Annotated in this window: 16 protein-coding genes; 5 read left to right on the forward strand and 11 right to left on the reverse strand. The window is 69.0% G+C overall.

Annotated features, from left to right (window positions below):
- Positions 1 to 37: 37 nt before the first annotated feature.
- From mnhG to ACQFZP_RS07040, 7 genes are read right to left on the reverse strand one after another with little or no spacing between them, the layout of a single operon-like run.
- Positions 38 to 538: a monovalent cation/H(+) antiporter subunit G gene (gene mnhG, locus ACQFZP_RS07010; RefSeq protein WP_104311094.1), complete on the reverse strand. Its 501-nt coding sequence runs from the start codon at positions 536 to 538 to the stop codon at positions 38 to 40.
- Complete coding sequence (locus ACQFZP_RS07015) at positions 525 to 809, reverse strand: monovalent cation/H+ antiporter complex subunit F (protein ID WP_211891490.1); 285 nt, start codon at positions 807 to 809, stop codon at positions 525 to 527. Before ACQFZP_RS07015 ends, mnhG begins: the two co-directional genes overlap by 14 nt.
- Positions 809 to 1516 (reverse strand): Na+/H+ antiporter subunit E, encoded by a 708-nt coding sequence (locus ACQFZP_RS07020; protein WP_179557220.1) that lies wholly within the window; start codon positions 1514 to 1516, stop codon positions 809 to 811. The genes ACQFZP_RS07015 and ACQFZP_RS07020 overlap by 1 nt, the downstream gene beginning before the upstream one ends.
- The gene (locus ACQFZP_RS07025) at positions 1513 to 3078 is read right to left on the reverse strand and encodes a Na+/H+ antiporter subunit D (protein ID WP_104252348.1); all 1566 of its coding nucleotides are present in this window, start codon (positions 3076 to 3078) and stop codon (positions 1513 to 1515) included. Before ACQFZP_RS07025 ends, ACQFZP_RS07020 begins: the two co-directional genes overlap by 4 nt.
- Positions 3075 to 3764: a Na(+)/H(+) antiporter subunit C gene (locus ACQFZP_RS07030; protein ID WP_104311090.1), complete on the reverse strand. Its 690-nt coding sequence runs from the start codon at positions 3762 to 3764 to the stop codon at positions 3075 to 3077. Before ACQFZP_RS07030 ends, ACQFZP_RS07025 begins: the two co-directional genes overlap by 4 nt.
- On the reverse strand, positions 3761 to 6682 hold the full coding sequence (locus ACQFZP_RS07035) for a Na+/H+ antiporter subunit A (protein WP_307852780.1): 2922 nt from the start codon (positions 6680 to 6682) through the stop codon (positions 3761 to 3763). Before ACQFZP_RS07035 ends, ACQFZP_RS07030 begins: the two co-directional genes overlap by 4 nt.
- A 1-nt stretch (position 6683) precedes the next feature.
- Positions 6684 to 6833: a hypothetical protein gene (locus ACQFZP_RS07040; RefSeq protein ID WP_249312253.1), complete on the reverse strand. Its 150-nt coding sequence runs from the start codon at positions 6831 to 6833 to the stop codon at positions 6684 to 6686.
- 97 nt (positions 6834 to 6930) lie between these two features.
- Here ACQFZP_RS07040 and ACQFZP_RS07045 point away from each other — a divergent pair, with 97 nt between their 5' ends.
- Together ACQFZP_RS07045 and ACQFZP_RS07050 are read left to right on the forward strand one after the other, a co-directional pair.
- Positions 6931 to 8148 carry a DUF418 domain-containing protein gene (locus tag ACQFZP_RS07045; protein ID WP_211890799.1) on the forward strand — a complete coding sequence of 406 codons (1218 nt, stop codon included), beginning with the start codon at positions 6931 to 6933 and terminating at the stop codon, positions 8146 to 8148.
- 5 nt (positions 8149 to 8153) lie between these two features.
- Positions 8154 to 9119 carry a magnesium transporter CorA family protein gene (locus ACQFZP_RS07050; protein WP_211890800.1) on the forward strand — a complete coding sequence of 322 codons (966 nt, stop codon included), beginning with the start codon at positions 8154 to 8156 and terminating at the stop codon, positions 9117 to 9119.
- Positions 9120 to 9274: 155 nt separating this feature from the next.
- Here ACQFZP_RS07050 and ACQFZP_RS07055 read toward each other — a convergent pair whose 3' ends face one another.
- Entirely contained in the window at positions 9275 to 10654 is a 1380-nt protein-coding gene (locus ACQFZP_RS07055; RefSeq protein ID WP_104311304.1) for a cation:dicarboxylate symporter family transporter, read from the reverse strand.
- A gap of 163 nt (positions 10655 to 10817) precedes the next feature.
- Between ACQFZP_RS07055 and ACQFZP_RS07060 the strand changes: the two genes are divergently transcribed.
- Genes ACQFZP_RS07060 through ACQFZP_RS07070 form a run of 3 tightly spaced genes read left to right on the forward strand, consistent with a single transcriptional unit; the run spans position 10818 to position 14034 of the window.
- Entirely contained in the window at positions 10818 to 12449 is a 1632-nt protein-coding gene (locus ACQFZP_RS07060; protein ID WP_211890801.1) for an ATP-binding protein, read from the forward strand.
- The gene (locus ACQFZP_RS07065; protein WP_179557214.1) at positions 12439 to 13164 is read left to right on the forward strand and encodes a response regulator; all 726 of its coding nucleotides are present in this window, start codon (positions 12439 to 12441) and stop codon (positions 13162 to 13164) included. Before ACQFZP_RS07060 ends, ACQFZP_RS07065 begins: the two co-directional genes overlap by 11 nt.
- A 54-nt stretch (positions 13165 to 13218) precedes the next feature.
- A complete protein-coding gene (locus tag ACQFZP_RS07070) occupies positions 13219 to 14034 on the forward strand; it encodes a sugar phosphate isomerase/epimerase family protein (RefSeq protein WP_179557213.1) in 816 nt (271 codons plus the stop codon).
- A 233-nt stretch (positions 14035 to 14267) separates the two neighbouring features.
- Here the strand turns inward: ACQFZP_RS07070 and ACQFZP_RS07075 are convergent, their stop codons facing one another.
- Genes ACQFZP_RS07075 through ACQFZP_RS07085 form a run of 3 tightly spaced genes read right to left on the reverse strand, consistent with a single transcriptional unit; the run spans position 14268 to position 20072 of the window.
- Entirely contained in the window at positions 14268 to 16490 is a 2223-nt protein-coding gene (locus ACQFZP_RS07075; RefSeq protein WP_211890802.1) for a YhgE/Pip domain-containing protein, read from the reverse strand.
- Positions 16487 to 19447: an MMPL family transporter gene (locus ACQFZP_RS07080; protein ID WP_104311083.1), complete on the reverse strand. Its 2961-nt coding sequence runs from the start codon at positions 19445 to 19447 to the stop codon at positions 16487 to 16489. Before ACQFZP_RS07080 ends, ACQFZP_RS07075 begins: the two co-directional genes overlap by 4 nt.
- 22 nt (positions 19448 to 19469) lie before the next feature.
- Positions 19470 to 20072 carry a TetR/AcrR family transcriptional regulator gene (locus ACQFZP_RS07085; protein WP_179557210.1) on the reverse strand — a complete coding sequence of 201 codons (603 nt, stop codon included), beginning with the start codon at positions 20070 to 20072 and terminating at the stop codon, positions 19470 to 19472.
- Positions 20073 to 20147: the final 75 nt, after the last annotated feature.

The following is a 20147-nucleotide window of genomic DNA, read 5'->3' on the forward strand; positions in this document are numbered from 1 at the left end:
CGCCGCGGAGAAGGTCGCCCCGCGCCGCCGGGAGCGCCTACTTCTCGCCGTGCCCGAGACCCTCGTGCTCGGGTGCCGGCTCCTTCTCCGGTTCCCCGGTCCGCACGGCCTGCGCGCGCGTCAGCTCGTCGTCGGTTCGGCGCTGGGCGCTCTCGACCGCCGCGGCGAGCTCGTCGACGTGCAGCGACACGTTGTCGAACTGCCGGCTGCGGTATCCGGCTCGGGCGAGCATCGTCGCGCCGGCCGGGGTCGTGAGCATCTGGAAGAACATGATCGGGATGAGGAACAGGATCGTGGGCAGGTGCGTCTGCTGCACGGCGAGGCCGATGAGCAGGAACATGAGGCCCGCGATCTGCGGCTTCGTCTGCGCGTGCATCCGCATGAGCACGTCGGAGAAGCGCATGAGGCCCACCCCGGCGGCGAGGGACAGGATGGCTCCCAGCCCGAGGCAGACGAGGGAGACGACGTCGAGCGCGTCCACCGGGGCGTTCTCCACGAGCAGCCCACCGGAGGCGAGCAGAGCGTCAGAAGCGCTCATTAGCGTTCGCCTCCTGTCGGGTGACGTGCCTGGCGACGGCGACCGAGGCGATGAACGCGGTCATGGCGAGGGCAAGCACGAGCGGGATCGTGTCGGTGTGTCCGCGGATGATCATGTCGGCGACGAGCACGCAGATGAGGATCGTGAGGAGCGCGTCGGAGGCGACCATGCGGTCGACGATGGACGGACCGCGGATGATGCGGATCACTGCGAGGAGCGCCGCGACGGCGAACATCGCTCCGAAGATCCAGACGAGGACGTCGATGACCATCACTTGCGTCCCTCCTTCGCTGCTGATGCGCCGGCGGATGAGCCCTTGACGACGACGGGCGTGTCGTGCGCGAACTGCTTGTCGCGGATCGCCTCGTGCTTCTTCTGCGCAGGCGACTGGCCGATGGGCTCGAGCCCACGACGCACGCGGTCGCGGTTGACCCGCCAGAGGTCGTCGCGGGTCCCGAGCGCGAGCGCGAGCCCCTCCTCCACGTCGAGCGCGAGCGCCTTGACCGATTCGACGGACTCGTCGGTCGAGGCGTCCAGCACGTGCAGGTAGAGCACGGAGTGCATCCGGTCGACTTCGACGACCATCGAGCCGGGGATGAGCATGTTGACCTCGGCCGTCAGCGTGAGGATGAAGTCGCTGCGCGTGCGCAGCTGCACCGAGACGACGGAGCCGAGCGGCGGCTTCGCTGGCCGGAACGCCAGCCACGCGACGATGAACGACGCGCTGACCAGCCGGTACATGAACTTCACGAAGAAGACGAGCGTCCACCACAGGTTGATGCGGCCGGAGAGGTCGACGGCCGGCAGGTAGAAGACCTCGACGATGATGACCGAGAAGATGATCCCGGTGACGACGCTGATGACGTCGACGTGGCCCCACAGCACCAGCCAGAACGCGACGAGCGCGAGCAGCAGCGGCAGCTGGACGAGGATGGCATGGCGCCTGGGCTTGCGGGCGCTGCCGTCTTTCACCTTCATGGCTTGAGCACCTCCCCGTTGGAGACCGAGCTGATGTACTCAGCCGGGAACAGATCGAACGCGGCCGTCTCGGACCACTCGTAGATGGGGCCGGCGAAGATCGTGATGGCGACGCTCACGGCGACCATGGTGGTCGTCGCGATCGTCATGAGCCGCGACGACGACTTCGTCTCGGTGACGACGGCCGACTCCGGGGTGTCGGAGATGCGCTCCGTCATCGGCGAGGAGAAGTCGACGACCTGCTCCTGCGTGCGCCAGAAGCCCAGGTTCCAGACGCGGATCAGCGCGTACAGGGTGAGGAGGCTGGTGACGGCGCCGGCCCCGATGAGCACGTAGCTGAGCACGCTGCCCTGTGCCGCGCCCGCCGTGAAGAGGCCGAGCTTCCCGATGAAGCCCGAGAACGGCGGGATGCCGCCGAGGTTGAGCATGGGGATGAAGAACAGCACGGCCACGAACGGCGCCCGCTTGAGCATCCCGCCCAGGTGGGTCAGCGACGAGGAGCCCGCGATGCGCTCGATGAGCCCCGTCACGAGGAACAGCGCGGTCTGCACGATGATGTGATGGACGATGTAGAACACCGTCGCGGCGTAGCCGAGCTCGGTGCCGAGGGCGACGCCGAAGATCATGTAGCCGATGTGGCTGACGAGCGTGAACGACAGCATTCGTCGGATGCCGGCCTGGGCCACCGCGCCGAGGATGCCGACGATCATCGTGAGCAGGGCGATCACCATCAGCAGCACGGAGATGTCGTTGTCCCAGAAGAGCAGCGTCTCCGTCCGCAGGATCGCGTACACGCCGACCTTCGTCAGCAGGCCCGCGAAGACAGCCGTGACCGGCGCTGGCGCTGACGGGTACGAGTCCGGCAGCCAGAACGACAGGGGGAACAGCGCCGCCTTGATGGCGAAGGCGATGAGGAGCGGCATGTGCAGCATGAGCTGCACGTCCTGCGGGAGCTCGGCCATGCGAACCGCGATCTCCGCGAAGTTCACCGTGCCGACCGCACCGTAGATGAGGGCGATGGAGCCCAGGAAGATGAACGACGAGACCAGGCTCACGACGATGTAGGTGACGCCGGCCTTGATGCGCTCCGTCGTTCCGCCGAGCGTGATGAGCACGAAGCTCGACACGAGCAGGATCTCGAAGCCCACGTACATGTTGAAGAGGTCGCCAGCGATGAAGGCGTTGTAGACGCCCGCGGAGAGCACGAGGTAGGTCGGGTAGAAGATCGAGACCGGCGTCTCGTCGTCGCCGTCCGCCGCGCCCTGGCCGATCGAGAAGGCCATGACCGCGAGCAGCACGATGCTCGTGACGACGACGAGCATCGCCGACAGCTGGTCGACGACGAGCGAGATGCCGAACGGCGCGAGCCATCCGCCACCCTGGACGACCAGCGCCTCCCCAGATGTGGTGACCGCGACGAGCAATCCGATGCTGACGCCGAGCGCGAGCACGAGCGTCGCCTGGGCGATGAAGATCTGGAGGCGCGCCGCGCGGGCGGCGGTCAGCGCCAGGGCCGCGCCGATGAGCGGCACGAGCACGATGAGGGGAACGAGCCAGGTCATGAGCGCTCCCCCTCTCCTGCGGTGTCGTCGTGCGGTTCGGTGTGGTCATCGGAACCCGAGTCGAGGCCGACCTCGCGAGCTCCGGCAGGCTGCGAGCCCTGCTCGGCGTCCGCATCCTGCTCACCCGCCCGGAACTCCTCGAGCTCCTCGTGCCGGTTGCTCGGCTCTGTGGCCTTCACGGATACGTCGGCGAAGCTGTCCTTGCCCGACCCTGGTTTCGGCCCATCGCCCATGTTGATGCGGGCAGTCGAGACCGCCGCTTCCGCGTACTCGCCGAACTCCGTGTCCCCGGACTCGTCCTCGTCGAACTCCTCGTCGTCCTGCGAGAGGTCCGCGGTGCGCATCGCGATGTCCTCTTCGTCGTCGCTCACCGTGTCCGCCTGCGCGAGTCTCCACGAGCGGTAGATGAGGGCGAGCATGAACGCGGTCACGCCGAAGGTGATGACGATGGCGGTGAGGATGAACGCCTGCGGGATCGGGTCGGAGTAGTCCTCCGGCGCGATGTCGGCGTCGTAGATCGGGGCGAGCCCGAAACTGCCCGACATGAAGAAGATGAGGATGTTCGTGGCGTTGCCGACGAGCAGGATCCCGAGGAGCATCCGCGTCAGGCTGCGCTCGAGGAGCAGGTACACGCCGCATGCGTACAGCACGGCCATGCCGACGAGCAGCACGAGGGACAGGGTCATGAGCGGGTCACCTCCTCGGATCCGACGGGTTCGATGTCGCTCTGATCTGCCTCGACCTCTTCGTTGACACGGGCAAGCGCCCCGGTGTTGTAGCCCGTCTCACCGGGCTCGCCTCCCTCGCCCTGCAGACCGTCGTGCTCAGCGGCCGAGTCCGAGTCGGGAGACGCATCCTGTTCGATCTGCAGGTCGATCTCCGAACCGAGCGAGCGCAGGATGTCGATCACCAGCGCGATGACGATGAGGTAGACGCCGATGTCGAACACGGTGGAGGTGACGAAGACGAACTGTCCCACCCCCGGGATGTCCTGATCGATCCAGGATGAGGTGAACGGCGCCTGGCCGAAGAAGATCGGCACGAGAGCCGTGAGCGTCGCGAGCAGGAAGCCGATGCCGAGGAGACGGCCCGCATCCACCTTGACGGCCTCGTCGAGCTCGGCCCGGCCACCCGCGAGATAGCGCGCAGCAAGGGCGAGGCTCGCGACCGCACCGCCGGCGAAGCCGCCGCCCGGGGTGTTGTGGCCGGTGAAGAGCAGGAAGAGCGAGGCGATGAGCAGCGCGTGGAACACGAGCCGCACGACCACCTCGAGGATGATCGAGCGGTTGCTCGGGGCGAGCGACTTGCCGGCGATGAGCCAGACCTTGCGGCGCTCCCCCTGCAGCTTGTCGGCCCGGCCGAGCTTCTGCCCGGCCGCGCTCACGGCGGCGAGGTCGATGGGTTCGGTGACGGGGCGTGATGCGCGGCGGAACCGCGGCCCGCGCGCCGCGTCGACCCGCGAGCGACCCCGGTTGTTGAGGTAGACGAGGCTCGCAACACCCGTAGCGGCCGCGATGAGCACGGAGAGCTCACCCATGGTGTCCCATCCGCGGATGTCGACGAGCGTGACGTTGACGATGTTGGAGCCGTGGCCGCCCTTGTAGGCGAACTCCGGGAAGAACACGGAGTCTGGGATCGCCTGGCGGGAGGCGAGGGAGATCCACGCGACGATGGCGAGGACGAGTCCGACGGATCCGCCGATGAGCCACCTGAGCCACGACGGCGGGTTCTTGAGCGCCTTGCCGTGGCGGGCAGGGAGCCTGCGCAGCACGAGCACGAAGACGACGAGCGTGATCGTCTCGATGAGGGCCTGCGTGATCGCCAGGTCCGGTGCGCCTGAGAGCGCGAAGAGCCCGGCCATGCCGTAGCCCGTGACGCCCACGAGGATGACGCCCTGGAACCGCTTCTCCGAGGTGGTCACGAAGAACGCCGCGAGGATCATGATCAGGATGATCGCGATCTCCTGCCAGCGGATCTCGGTCTCGAAGGCCGGGACGGGCGTGTCCATGGTGACGAGCGTGAACACGGACGCCACGACGAACATGATGAAGATCGATGCGAGGTAGAAGGGAAGCGAGCCGCGCTGGGTCGTCGCCGTCGTGCGCGCCGCGATGACATCCACGACGCGCATCGTGGTCCAGTAGCCGCGAGACGACTCGATGAGCGGAGGCACTTTCGCCTGCGCGCGGGCTACCCCGGCGCGCCAGACGAAGAGCAGGCCACCGACGATGAACGTGCCGATCGTGATGAAGAGCGCCGGCTCCAACCCGTGCCAGAGCGCCAGGTGGTACGGCTTGACGCCGGGCAGCTCCGGCAGCGTGTCCGCGTACATCGCGAGCACCGGGTCGACGAGACCGGACGCGAAGCCCAAGCCGAGCGAGGCGGCGACGAGGATGAGCGGGGAGAACATGAAGTCGAGGTGCTCGGGCACGTAGCGCACCCGCTCGACGTCCGGCTTCGACGCGAAGGCCCCATAGAGGAACCGGGCCGAGTAGGCGACCGTGAACACGGTGCCGATGATGACGCCGATGAGCGCGATCCACCCCCACACGCTCCCGGCCTCGCCCGCCTCGAGGAGCGCCGTGAGGATCGCCTCCTTGGCGACGAACGTGAACATCGGGGGCACGCCGGCCATGGCCGCGATCGCCAGCGCCGTCATCCAGAACAGGACGGGCGCCGCCTTCGCGAGCCCCGACAGCTTGCGGATGTCGCGGGTACCCGTGCGGTGGTCGATCATGCCGACGATGAGGAAGAGCGCGGCCTTGAAGCAGGCGTGCGCGATGACCATGGCTAGGCCCGCGAGCGCCGCGTCCCGCGTGCCGAAGGCGACGACGATGGTCATGAAGCCGAGCTGGCTGACGGTGCCGTAGGCGAGGATCAGCTTCAGGTCGTGCTGGCGCAGCGAGCGCCACCCGCCGATGAGCATCGTCGCGATGCCGATCGTGACGAGCACCTCTCGCCACCCCGGCATCTCGGCGAAGCCGGGCGCGAGGCGGGCGATGAGGTAGATGCCGGCCTTCACCATGGCCGCGGCGTGCAGATACGCACTCACCGGTGTGGGAGCGGCCATCGCCGCAGGCAGCCAGAAGTGGAACGGAGCGAGCGCCGACTTCGTGACGGCGCCCGAGAGCACGAGCATCACGGCCGTGATCGTGAAGCCGTCGAACTCGGGCGGGTTGGCGATGATCTCGGAGAGCAGCGTCGTGCCGGTCGAGGCGTGCAGCATGACGAGGCCGACGAGCATGGCCAGGCCGCCGAGCGTCGTGACGAGCAGCGCCTGCATGGCGGCACCGCGGCTCGCGCGCTTCGACGAGTAGTGGCCGATGAGGAGGAACGAGAGCACGCTCGTCGCCTCCCAGAAGATGAAGAGGAGGTAGATGTCGTCGGCGAGGACGAGACCGAACATGACGCCCGCGAACGCCAGCAGCACCGCGGCGAAGCGCCCGAGGTCGGGCTCGTCTGGCTTGAAGTAGCGGCCGCAGTAGATGAGCACGAGCGCGCCGATGCCGGTGACGATGAGCGTCATGATCCACGCCAGCACGTCCATGCGCATGGCGATGGCGACGTCGATCTGCGGGATCCAGGGGACGCTCTCGACGAGCACCTCACCGCTCAGGATGCGCGGACCGAGCAGCGCAGTCCAGACGAAGGCGGCGGCGGATGGCGGCGGCGAGGAACGTCACGTTCCGTAGCCACCTGTGGAGCACTGGGATGAGGATGCTCGCGCCGAGGAAGATAGCCAGGAACGCGATCATTCGGCCTCCTGGAGCTCATGCAGCGGTGTGGACGAATCGATTTTACCTGGCAGTTGTCTGCGTGTGTGCCGAATGCCTCGCTCGATAGCGTGAGTGCATGCATGATTCTCCGCCTGGACCCCGGCCGACGGCGACGGGAGCGCGTGCGCTGGCGCCCGATGCCGCGCGTGGTTTCGCTCTGCTGTTCATCGCGATCGCGAACCTCACCGTGTATCTGTATGGCAGGGACCAGGGCATCCTGTTCCGTCCGGTGGATGCCGGACTCGGCGACCGGGTCGCCGATGTCCTCGGCGCGCTGTTCATCGACAACCGGAGTTTCCCGCTGTTCTCGTTGCTGTTCGCCTACGGCTTACACCAGCTCGTGACGCGTGAGGAAGCGCTCGGCACAGCGTGGCCCGTCGTCAGGCGGCTGCTCGTGCGGCGCAACGCGTGGCTCTTCGTCTTCGGGGCACTGCACGGACTGCTCCTCTTCATGGGCGACATCATGCACACGTACGCGCTCGCCGGGTTCGTGCTCATCCTGCTGATGAGGTCGCCGAACTGGGTGCTCTGGCTGGTCTTCGGCATCACGGCCCCGCTCGCCGTGGCCTTCGGCAGCGGTGACGGCGCGGCGGCGTCCGGGCTCGCCGCGGTGGGCAGCGCGGCCGATCCGATGATGCCCTCCGCCGTGAGCGCGACGCTCCTCGACGCTCAGCTCGCGCGAGCCGGTGAGTTCCTTCCGCTCCTCGCATTCGCGCCGTTCACCGTCCTCGGCGTGCTCCCGCCCATGATGCTGGGCCTGCTCATGGCCCGGAGCCAGCTGCTCGAGCGCCCGTGGCAGCACGCTCGCGCGGTCCGCAGCATCGCGATCGGTGGCGTCTCGGCCGCCATCCTCGGGGGCCTCCCCTTCGCCTTCGGCCTGGCGCTCGGGTTCGAGCCGGGCCCCGTCTGGTTCCTCGCAGGCTCACTGCATGCGGCCACCGGCATCCTGGCCGGTGCCGGCTACGCCGCGCTCTTCGCACTCATCGTCGCGGGCACGCAGCGCTCCGGCTCCCGCCCCGGCCCGATGATCGGGGCGCTCACCGCCCTCGGACGTCGCTCCATGTCCGGCTACCTCGCACAGTCGGTCATCTTCCTCGCGATCATGCCGGCCTGGTCGATGGGGCTCGGCGCCACCGTGGGCACCGGTGGTGCGCTCCTCATCGGCACCGGCACCTGGCTCGCAACGCTCCTCGGTGCCGTCCTCCTCGAGCGGATGGGCAAGCCGGGGCCCGCGGAATGGGCGATCCGGAGGCTCAGCTACGGGCGACCACCCGCCAGAGCGGTCGTACGATAAGCCGCATGCAGACCACGAGGCTCTACCGCGACGGACACCGGGTCGGCGGCGAGCACTCGCTCACGAATCTCGCCGAGCACCGCGCATCCGGGGACTGCACGGTCTGGGTCGACCTCACGCTCGACGAAGAAGGCGCCCTGGACGAGCTGGCCTCGCTCCTCGACCTGCACCAGCTCGCCGTCGAAGATGCGAGGTCCCACCTCGAGCGTCCCCGTCTCGCGCGTTTCGACTCCCACCTGCTGCTCACGCTGTCGAGCTCCGACTGCGACGAGCAGGGAGACGTCACGATCTCCCGACTGACGGCGTTCATCCTGCCGGGCATCCTCATCACCGTGCACGAAGCCGGCTTCCCCATCGAATCCGTCGCGAAGCGCCTCGACGAGAACGAGGAGCTCTCCGCGTACCGGGTCCCCTGGCTCGTCTGGGCGCTCCTCGACGTCATCGTCGACAACCACACCGACTCCGTCGAACGGCTCGACGAGGTCATCGAGGCCCTCAGCGACGGGCTCTTCAGCGAGCGGCCCGACACGAGCGAGGTGCAGCGACGCGCGTTCACGCTGCGGCGGAGCGTCTCGAAGCTCCGCCACGCGACGCTCCCCCTGAAAGAGGTGATCACGCTCCTCATCCACCAGGGAGAGGAGAAGGTGGCGCCAGAGCTGCACCCGTACTTCGCCGACGTCGGCGACCATGCGGCGCTCGCCGCCGACTGGTCCGAGACGCTCGCGGATCACATCTCGACGGCCATCGAGACGAGCATCGCCCTGCAGGGCAACAAGATGAACGAGATCATGAAGAAGGTCACGGGCTGGGCTGCGATCATCGCCGTGCCGACCGCCATCACCGGCTTCTTCGGCATGAACGTCGACTTCCCCGGCCACAACGAGGTCGAGGGCCTCATCGCCTCGGTGTCCCTCGTCATCGGCTCGTCGGTCGTGCTCTACATCGTCTTCAAGAGACGCGACTGGCTGTAGCCGCACCGCTGCGCGCCCCGCCACACTTCCCCCGCCTGGCTCCTCCCCCGCCCTGGCGGAAACCGCCAAGAGACCTGTGGGGTGTGCATCCGGTTCTCTCGAAGCGGATGCACACCCCACAGGTCTGCCGGTAGGCAGCGGCGCAGCGGCGCAGGTTACGCGGTGACGCGCTCCTCGTCGATGACCTGCTGGCTCTTCGCGTCACGGGAGTGATCCGTGGAGCCGTGCACGTCCTCGTTCATGGTCGCCTCGTCGAACGGGGCGCCCCCGCTGAGGACGAGGTCGACGCGCTGCTTGTCGATCTCCTTCGTCCACGTGCCCACGAGCACCGTCGCGACGGCGTTGCCCGTGAAGTTCGTGAGCGCGCGAGCCTCGGACATGAAGCGGTCGATGCCGACGATCACGCCGACGCCGTCGACCAGGTCGGGGCGGTGGGCCTGCAGGCCTCCAGCGAGCGTCGCGAGGCCGGCGCCGGTGACACCGGCGGCGCCCTTCGAGGCGATCATCATGAAGATCAGCAGCGACACCTGCTCGCCGATGGACAGCGGCGTGCCCATCGCGCTGGCGATGAAGAGCGACGCCATCGTCAGGTAGATGGCCGTGCCGTCGAGGTTGAACGAGTACCCGGTCGGGATGGTGATGCCGGCGACCGACTTCGAGACGCCCACGTGCTCCATCTTCGCGATGAGGCGGGGCAGCGCGACCTCGCTCGACGAGGTGGAGACGATGAGCAGGTACTCGCGGCCGAGGAACTTCATGAGCTTGAAGATGTTCACGCGGGCGACGAGCCACAGCAGCGTGCCCAGCACCACGACGATGAAGAGCGCGCACGTGATGTAGAAGGCGATCATGAGGGTGCCGAGCGCGATGACCGCGTCGATGCCCGTCGCTCCGACGACCGCGGCGATGGCGCCGAACGCGCCGACCGGGGCGACCCACATGATCATGCCGAGCACGCGGAAGACGAGCGCCTGGATCTGCGCGATCGCGTCGATGATGGGCGCCGCCTTCGTGCCCATCTTCTGCAGGCCGAAGCCGAGCAGCAGGGCCACGAAGAGCACCTGCAGGATGCTGCCGTCGGTGAGCGACGAGAACAGCGACGTCGGGATGATGCCGAGCAGGAAGTCGGCCGTGCCCTCGCTCTTCGACGCATCGGCCTCGTAGGAGGCGCTCGCGATGTTGAGCCCCTCGCCCGGGTGGATGAAGTTGCCGACGACCATGCCGATGGCGAGGGCGAAGGTCGACATCGTGATGAAGTAGAGGAGCGCGAGCCCGCCGACCTTGCCGACCGTCGCCGCCTTCGCGATGGAGCCGACGCCGAGCACGATCGTGCAGAAGATGATCGGGGCGATCATCATCTTGATGAGCGCCACGAACGCCTCGCCGACGGGCTTGAGGGCCTTCCCGAACTCCGGGAGGACCAGGCCGACGGTGATGCCCGCGAGCACCGCGATGATGACGGCGATGTAGAGCCAGTGAGTCTTGTCGATCCCGCGCTTGCGCGGAGCCTTGGTGTCCTGAGATGTGAGCGCCATTGCCTTCTTCTCTCCGTTGAGATCCGACGCGAGCTGCGTCGGGAGCGATGGATCGAGCATCCGCTCACCGGCAGAACTGCCGCGACTTGCGTTCATACTGTTCTCACCGCGCCCGCAGCGGCGAGATCCGACGCGGCACGCTCATCGACGACGAGGAGGAACCGTGCGATTCGCAAGCTGGAGCGTTGCGACGCGCCTCTTCGTGCTGCAGTTCGTCGCGATCCTCGCGCTCACCGGGCTCGGCGTCGTCATCGTGTGGGCGGATGCGCGGCGCGAGGCAGAGGACGACGCGGCGCTGCGCAGCCTGGCGGTCGCCGAGACCATCGCCCACGACCCGTTCGTCGTCGAGCAGCTGGAGACCGCCGACCCGAGCAGCACGCTGCAGCCGTACGCGATCGTCATCTCCGACTCCACGGATGTCGACTTCATCACGATCATGGACACCGACCGCGTGCGCATCACGCACCGCAACCCCGAGGAGATCGGGCGCCTGTTCCAGGGCAACATCGACACGGCGCTCGGCGGCTCGACCTTCACGGAGACCTACACGGGCACGCTCGGCCCGTCTGTCCGGGCCGTCGCCCCGATCTGGGACGACGGCGAGGTGGTCGCCCTCGTGTCGGCCGGTGTGACCGTGTCGAACGCGCACGTCGCGACGGGGTCGCGCATCGCCCTGATCCTCTGGTCGGCCCTCGGCGCCCTCCTCATCGGCGGCGCCGGAGCCTGGGCGCTCAGCCGCTACCTTCGGCGGGTGACCGACAACCGTGGCCCCGAGGACCTCGCCCGCATGTTCGCCTACTACGAGGGTGTGCTCCGGTCGATCGACGAGGGGCTCGTGCTCATCGACCCGAAGGGCAGGATCGTGCTCGCCAACGTGGTCGCCGGCGAGTACCTCGGCCTGCCGCCGTTCGACCCGCGGGCCGCCCCGGTTCCGGTCAAGGACCTGGCCGCTCCTGAGATCCTGCGAGAGGTCATGCTCCGCAGCGATGCGGTCGTCGACGAGATCGTCGTCACCGAACGGCATGTGCTCGTCGTGAACAGCGAAGCCGTCGTGACGCGCGGGCCCGGTCAGGATGCACCGCGCTCGGCCGGCACGGTCGTCACGCTGCGCGATCACTCCCGCATCGAGGAGCTCAGCGGCGAGCTCGAGACCTCGCAGACGCTCGCGGCGGCGCTCCGCTCGCAGGCGCACGAGTTCGCGAACCGGCTGCACACCATCATCGCGCTCATCGAGCTCGGCCGCCCCGAGGAGGCGATGCGGCTCGCGAGCTCGACGCTCGACGTCAGCCAGGAGCTCGCCGACCGGCTCGTGCGAGCCATCGAGGACCCCGTGCTGGTCGCGCTGCTCCTCGGCAAGTCGGCGCAGGCAGACGAGATGGATGTGCGCTTCGAGCTGCACCTGCCCGAGCGGGTTCCCGCGAGCGCCACCGCTCGCGACCTCATCACCATCGTCGGCAACCTCATCGACAACGCGCTCGACGCGGCACGCACGACGCCGGCCCCAGCCGTGCGGGTGCTCGTCGAGGAGCTCGACGGGGAGGTGCTCATCGAGGTGAGCGACAGCGGCGACGGGCCCGATCCGCAGTTCCTGGGCCGCATCTTCGACTTCGGGGTATCCGGCAAGCCCGGCAAGGGGCGCGGGGTCGGGCTCGCGCTGGTGCGGCAGGCCGTGCGCCGGTCGGGCGGCAGCATCGAGGTCGACGGGTCGGCGTTCACGGTGTGCCTGCCGCTGCGTGCCCCGGACACAGCGCAGGCCGGGGCCTCGCGCGACTGGGAGGCCGCGAATGGACGGTGAGCGGGCGACGCAGGCGACGCCACTGAACGTGCTCATCGTGGACGACGAGCCGCTGACAGCGCAGGCGCACGCCTCCTACGTGGACCGCCTTCCGGGGTTCCGCACCGTCGCCGTCGCGGGCACGGCGTCCGCCGCGCTCCTCGCGGTCCGTGCATCCGCCCACGGCGACACCGAGCGCATCGACGTCGTCCTCCTCGACATCAACATGCCGGACGCGACGGGCATCGACGTCGCGAGGCGACTCCGGGCCGAAGGTCACGACGTCGACATCATCGCCGTGACGGCCGTGCGCGAGGCGGCCACCGTCAAGCAGGCGGTCTCGCTCGGCATCGCCCACTACCTGCTCAAGCCGTTCACGTTCCAGACGTTCGCGGAGAAGCTCGAGGCGCTGCGCGAGTACCGCGCCGGGCTCTTCGACCACGTCGTCTCCAGCCAGGATGAGGTCGATCAGACTCTCGCGTCCCTCCGACAGGCCACACCGCACGCGAGCCTCCCCAAGGGGCTGACGAGCGAGACCCTCGCGAGCGTCATCTCCGCGCTGCGCTCCCTCGAGGCGGGAACCGGCATCTCCGCGAAGGAGCTGTCCGAGCAGCTGGCACTCTCCCGCGTCACCGCGCGCCGCTACCTCGAGCACCTCGTCGACACCTCCGCCGCCGATCGCACCCCCAGGTACGGCACCCCGGGGCGGCCCGAGCTCGAGTACCGTCTCGCCTGAGGCGCTCCGGCCGCCGTCACCTTTCGGACAGCCGGGGGGAGTAATCTCCGGAAAATGATCACCGTCGGCATGAGCACCTCCTGCACGTTCCCCAAGTCTGTCGAGACGTCGTTCCAGATAGCCAGGGACGCGGGCTTCGACGGCATGGAGATCATGATCTCGACCGACCAGACATCTCGCAGCGTGGATGCGCTGAAGCGCCTCATCGACAAGTACCAGCTCCCGGTGCTCGCCGTGCACGCCCCCGTTCTGCTCTTCACGCAGTTCGTGTGGGGCCGCGACCAGCGCACGAAGCTGCAGCGCTCCGCCGAGCTCGCCCGCGACATCGGCGCCTCCACCGTCGTCGTCCACCCGCCATTCCGGTGGCAGTCGGGATACGCGGAGAACTTCCTCGAGATCGTCCGCGAGATCAACGCAGACACGGGCACCGAGATCGCCGTCGAGAACATGTTCCCGTGGAAGGTGTCCGGGCGGGCGCTGCAGGCGTACAAGCCCGGCATCGACCCCGTCGACATGGACTGCGACGCCATCACCCTCGACTTCTCGCACGCCGCGCTCTCGGGACGCGACTCCTTGCAGATGGCGAAGGCGGCCGGCGACCGACTGCGGCACATCCACCTCTGCGACGGCCAGGCGCCCGACGTCAACGACAAGCTCTTCGACGAGCACCTCGCGCCCGGCGAGGGAGGGCAGCCCGTCGCCGAGACGCTGCAGTACCTCGCCTCGATCGGCTGGTCGGGCCATGTCGTCGCCGAGGTGAACACGCGCAAGGCGAAGAACGAGGCCGACCGACTGCGCATGCTCCGCGAGACCGTCGCGTTCGCGCACGATCACCTGCAGCTGGGCCGCCCGGTCCCCGACGAGGTCTAGCCGCCCACGCCCGACTCGGGCTGGAATCCTCACTTCGTGGCGGGAAATTTCCCCCAACGAAGTGATTTCCCCATCCCGAGACGCTGCCCCGAGACGCGGGGTCTACGCGGCGACGGCGAGCACCCGGCTCAGCCACAACGCCCGACTCGGGCTGGAATCCTCACTTCGTGGCGGGAAATTTCCCCCAACGAAGTGATTTCTCCATCCCGAGACGCTGCCCCGAGACGCGGGGTCTACGCGGCGACGAGCTCGCGGCGCCCTGCGGCGAGGCCGGCCACGAGTGACGGCTTCGAGCGACGCCGACGTCCGATGACGAGGCTCGCCGCCGCGAACGACACCGCGGCGATGACGAGCATGCCGATGGCCGCCGTGACCACTCCGGAGGCGCTTCCTCCCGAGTAGGCGATCTGCAGCCCCGCGGCGAGGTGCGTTCCGGGCAGCAGCCCGGAGAGCATCTCGACGAACGGCGACTTCAGCTCGAGCGGCACGAGCCCCCGCATGGCGAGTACCTGGATGCTCAGGAGGCCGATCGATGCGACTGCTGCCGCCCGGCGCCCCCAGAGCGTCGTGAAGAGCAGGTGCAGGCCGATGAGGGCGAGCGCGCAGAGTGCGCCGAGGCCGAGCGTCGCGAAGGCCGCGGTCACGGGCACCCCGACGAATCCGTGGGCGATCACGATGACCGCGAAGAGCACTGCGGCCAGTGGCAGGAGCATGCGCCTCGCGGCGTCGAGCAGGATGCGCCCGTTCGTCGCCATCGACGCGTAGGCCTCGGTCGGCACGAGGCGGCGCATGAGGGTCGTCGCGAGGGCGGCGAGCCAGAGCGCGAGGGGCAGGATGAGCGCGGTGAGGATCTCGCCGAAGCTCACCTCGTGCTGCATGGTCTGGTTCGTCTGGACCGGGTTGGCGACGACCTCCGCGAGCGCGTCCGGATCGCCGACGGCGTTCTCCGCCTGCGCGGCGCCGTCGCTCAGTCCGGTCGACAGCTGGCTCGCGCCGGAGGTGAGCTCGCCGACACCCTCCTGGATGGGGGCGACTCCGTCGACGAGCAGCTGCTGCCCGTCGCGGAGCTGCCCGAGACCAGTGGCGAGCGCGCTCGCGCCGGTCTCGAGCTCGGTTCCGCCGGTGATGAGCTGGGATGCGCCGCTCTCGAGTTCGTCGCCCGCGGTCGCGAGGTCGGAGGCGCCCGTGGTGAGGCTGCTGGAGCCTGCCGAGAGCTGTGTGGCGCCGGTGTTGAGCTGGTCGATGCCGTCCGCCAGGGTGACGAGGCCGGTGCCGAGCGTCTTCAGGTCGTCTGCTCCGTCGGTCACGGCGGTCAGCTCGCTCGTAGCCCCGTCGAGGGTCTCGACGAGGCCGTCGACGCCGCCGGTCGTGCCGACGAGGCCAGCGATCTGGGTCTCGCATTGGGTCTTCAACGTCGTGTCGGCGAGGGCCGCGCACCAGGCGACGAGGCCGTCCGTGGAGTCGTTGAGGGCCACGAGCGCCGGCCGGATCTGCTCCTGGTAGGTGGCGGTGCCCTGCGTGACGGCGGTCGAGTATCCCTCGAGCTGTGTGCCCGCGTCCGTGAGCTGCTGTCCGCCGGTGCGGAGTCCTGGCGTCTGCGCGGCGAGCTGGCCGACGCCAGCCGCGAGCTGGTCGGCGCCGCTCGTGTACTGCGTGATGCCCGCGGAGAGCTGGTCGACGCCGCCGGTGTACTGGGTGATGCCGCTTGAGAGCTGGCTGACGCCGGAGACGTAGGTGCTCACGCCGGTCGAGAGCTCGCTGGCACCGTCCGCGCTCTGCACGAGTCCGGTCGAGAGCTCGCTCTGGCCGTCGGCGAACTGGGCAAGGCCGGTGCCGAGCTGCGTGCCGCCGTCGGCGAGCTGGGATGCCCCATCGGCGGCGTCGCGGAGGGAGGTCGCGGTCTGGCCGATACCGTCGAAGAGCTGAACGGCGACCATCTCGGTGACCTGCGTGCCGAACTGGGCGGTGAGCGCATCGGCGAGCCCGTTGGCGATGGCGGGCGAGAGGTAGTCGTGCGACTGGTCGGTGGTCACGTCGATCGTGGCGGGGGTCGCCCCCTCGTCGGCGATGCCCGTGATGCGAGCGGAGAAGTCCTCCGGGATGGTGACGACCACGTACGCCGAGCCGTCTTCGAGTGCCGCCGCCGCGGTGTCGGCGTTGGCGAGCTGCCAGTCGAAGCCGGTCGCCGTGTCGGGATCGGTGAGCGCGCTGACGACGAGCCGGCCCGCGATGACGGTCGTCTCGGTGCCGTCCGGCGCGGTCTGGGTCTGGAGCTGGTCGTTGTTCACGATCATGGCGGGGATCGCCGAGGTGCGGGCCTCTGCGCCGGCGAGGCCGGCGAAGTAGGCGCCGGCGACGACGAGGGGCACGAGGATCGCGACGAGCAGGTTGCGCAGGCGCCGCCGGCGCAGCGCCCCGCGGTCGGCCGTGACGGCGTGGAGGACGGCGGCGCTCATGCGAGTGCTCCCTTGTGCGTGCTGGTTGCGGCGTGCGTGGATGTGGATGCGTCGGCGGATGCGCCCGGCGCGGCGTCGAGGCGGATGCGCCCAGCGGGACGTCGAACCTTGCCGATGATTGCGGCGGGGTCGAGTCCGCTGGGGAGTCCGAGCACGATGGTCGTGTCGGGTGAGGCGAGCGTGCTCACCTCCGCGAGGAGGGAGGAGGCGAGGCGGGTTGCCACCTCGGGTTCGGCTCCTGGGCCGAGATCGACGATCAGGACCTCGGGGTCCTCCGCGAGCGCGATGCGCGCCAAGGCGACGCCCCTCGATGCGGGCCGGAGCTCGCCGAGGTTCGTGCCGGCCTGCACGCGGGGCGAGCCGTCGCGGAGTCTGGCCGCGGCTGCTGAGACCTCGGCGACTCCCTGGTCGACGAGTGCGGCTGGCACCGGTCCCCCGGTGGCTCCGCGTCCGAGGCGCAGCCGCTCTTCGAGGAGGGCACCCACGGTGAGCTCCGCCGACCTGGCGTCCAGCGTCGAGGCGTCCACGACGGCGACGCGTCGCATGAGGGCGCTCTCGTCGCCTGGCGTGAGGTGCCCGTGCGCGTGGGCGTGCCCGGCGACGGGCTCGATGCGTCCCGCGAGGGTGGCCGCGAGCAGCCGCCGCTCGGCGAGCTGTCCCTCCACGAGCAGCACACCGCCGCGCTCGATGCCACCTGTCACGGGGCGCGTGGCCGTCGTCTCGGTTCCGGCCACGAGCTCGCCCATGGCGATGCCGTCGGGCTGCTCGCGCATCCACTCGACGTTCTGGCGGTAGTGGCGAAGGTGCTCGCCCTCGACGTCGAGGTCGGGGAGGATGCGATCGAGCCAGGCTGGGAGGGCCCAGGCGCGCTTCCCGAGCATCGCCATGATGGCGGGCACCAGCGTCATCCGCACGAGGAAGGCGTCGAAGAAGATGCCGGCGGCGAGCCCGAGGGCGATGGCCTTGATGACGCCGGCTCCCTCGGGCACGAAGGCGGCGAAGACGAAGAACATGATGAGCGCGGCCGCGGTGACGACGCGTGCGCCGTTCGCGAAGCCCGTCTCGACGGCGTTCCGCGCGTCGCCGCTGCGCACGTACGCCTCGCGCATGCCGGAGACGAGGAAGACCTCGTAGTCCATGGCCAGCCCGAAGATGATGGCCATGAGCAGGATGGGCATGAAGCTGATGATGGGGCCGGGCACGACGTGCAGGGCGTCGGCGAACCACCCCCACTGGAAGATCGCGACGACGACGCCGAAGGCGGCGAACACGCTCAGGAGGAAGCTCAGGGCCGCCTTGAGCGGGACGAGGATCGAGCGGAACACCATCATGAGCAGGAAGAAGCTGAGCCCGACGACCACGGCCGCGAACGGCAGGAGCGCCTGGTTGAGGCGGTCGGAGATGTCGAGCGCGATGGCGGTCGCACCGGTCACGGAGGTCGCCATGCCGGTCTCAGCTTCGAGCTCGTCGCCGAGGTCGCGGATCTCGCCGACGACTCGGAGCGTCTCGTCGTCGTCCGGGCCCGTCGAGGGCACGACCTGGATGATGGCGGAGTCGACGGTCGTGTTGGGCAGCGGGTCGCCGACGGTGTCGACCCCGTCGACGTCCGCGACGCGGTCGGCGATGAGCTGCAGGTCGTCGAGGAGGGTCTCGTTGTCACCCTGCGTGATGTCGACCATCACGATGAGTGGCCCGTTGGCGCCTGGTCCGAAGTGCTCTGCGACGAGGTCGTAGCCGATGTGCGCCACGCTGTCTTCGGGCTCGGATGCGCCGGACGGGAGCGCGAGCTTGAGGTCGAGTGCCGGGATCGCGAGCGTGCCGAGGATGGCGATGACGGCGAGTGCGAACGGGAGCGGCGCCTTCATGACGAGCCGCACCCAGCGGCGGCCCATCGTCGGCTTCGCATCTGCGCCGGTCTCGCGACGGAACGCGCGCGAGCCGGCCTTGGGGCGCATCCGCTCGCCCGCGAAGCCGAGCAGCGCGGGGACGAGGGTGATGACGGCCGCCATGGCGGTGAAGACGGCGGCAGCCGCGGCGATGCCCATGACGCTGAGGAACGGGATGCCGACGATCACGAGGCCGAGCAGCGCGATCATGACGGTCACTCCGGCGAAGACGACGGCGTTGCCTGCCGTGCCGACGGCGGTCGCCGTCGATTCCTCGGCGTCCATGCCGTTCGCGAGCTGCGTTCGGTGGCGCGAGACGACGAAGAGTGCGTAGTCGATGCCGACGGCGAGGCCGATCATGACGGCGAGCAGGGGGGTGGCGCTCGAGACGACCACGAACTTCGCGGCGAAGAGGATGCCGCCCATGGTCACGCCGACCCCCACGATGGCGGATACGAGCGGGAGCCCTGCGGCGAGCACCGACCCGAACGCCACGAGGAGCACGATCGCTGCGAACACGACGCCGACGATCTCGGTCGGCGTGAGCCCGTACTCGAGGTTCTGGAAGATCTGCCCATCGAACCCGACTTGGAGGCCGGAGTCCTCGAGCGATGTGCCTGCCTCGGTGACGTCGGCGATGAGCTCGTCGCTGATGTCCTCGCTCGTTCCGTCGAACTGGACGCGGATGATGCCTGCCTCGGCGTCGTCCGACACGGCGTCGGTCGCGTACTCCGAGAAGGGAGAGAGGGCCTGGCTGACGCCGTCGAGCTCGCCGATGCGCTCGGACGCGGCGTCGATGGCGCTCCGGTACGGCTCGTCGTCGACGGAGTCGCCCGCGGGAGTCACGACGACGACGCTGGCGCTGGCACCGGCTGCTTCGGGGAACACCTCGCCGAGGCGGTCGAGCGCCGCCTGCGACTGCGTGCCCGGAATCGCGAAGGACTCCTTGAGGGTTCCGCCCGCGGCGACGCCGACGCCGAGGGCGACCGCGAGCAGCAGGAGCCAGGCGGAGAGCACACGCCATGGGTGGCGGTATGAGCCGCGGGAGATGCGGAAGAGGAGAAGGGCCATGAGTGCGGTGTCTGCCTGTCGACTAGCGGCGCGTGGCCGAGATGAAGGTGAGCGCGTCGACGAGCTCGTCGCGTGTCGGCTCCTGCGTCCGCGCCTCGCCTGGGATGTTCTCGTTGGCGAGGCAGTAGGTGACGCCCGCGAGGCCGATGGCGATGCGCAGCGCACGGTCCGGGTCGTCCTCGGACAACGCCGCGACGAGTCGTTCGATGATGGGGTCGACTCGGGTCGCGATGAACTCGCCAGCACCGGTGCTGCGGTGGTTCACGAACATGTGCACGGCCAGGCGGTGCTGGAGGAGGAAGTCGACGAAGGGGCCGACGAGGCGCCTGTCCTCGGTGCCGATGTCGAGGTCCTGCAGGGAGTCGACGAGCTCTTCGAACGCGCCGAGGGCCTCGAGCACGGCCTGCTCGAAGAGGCCCTGCTTGGAGCCGAAGTGGTAGAGCAGGTTGGCCTTCGTGTACCCGGCCTTGCTTGCGATCTCCTGCAGCGAGGCGCCCTCGTAGCCGTGCGCGGCGAATTCGACGAGGGCAGCCTGCTTGAGCAGGTCGGTCGGATGCTGGCGGGACGCCGATCGAGGATGCTCGGGCTGCGTGGGCTCGGGATTCGGCTGCGGTTGCTCGGTCACGCGAGCAGTCTATTGACCGAACGGTCAGAGTTCAACCGATCGGTCAGGATGCGCGAGCGGGGCGCATCCTGACCG

This window comes from Pseudoclavibacter sp. Marseille-Q434, assembly GCF_050315415.1.
Classification (GTDB): domain Bacteria; phylum Actinomycetota; class Actinomycetes; order Actinomycetales; family Microbacteriaceae; genus Pseudoclavibacter.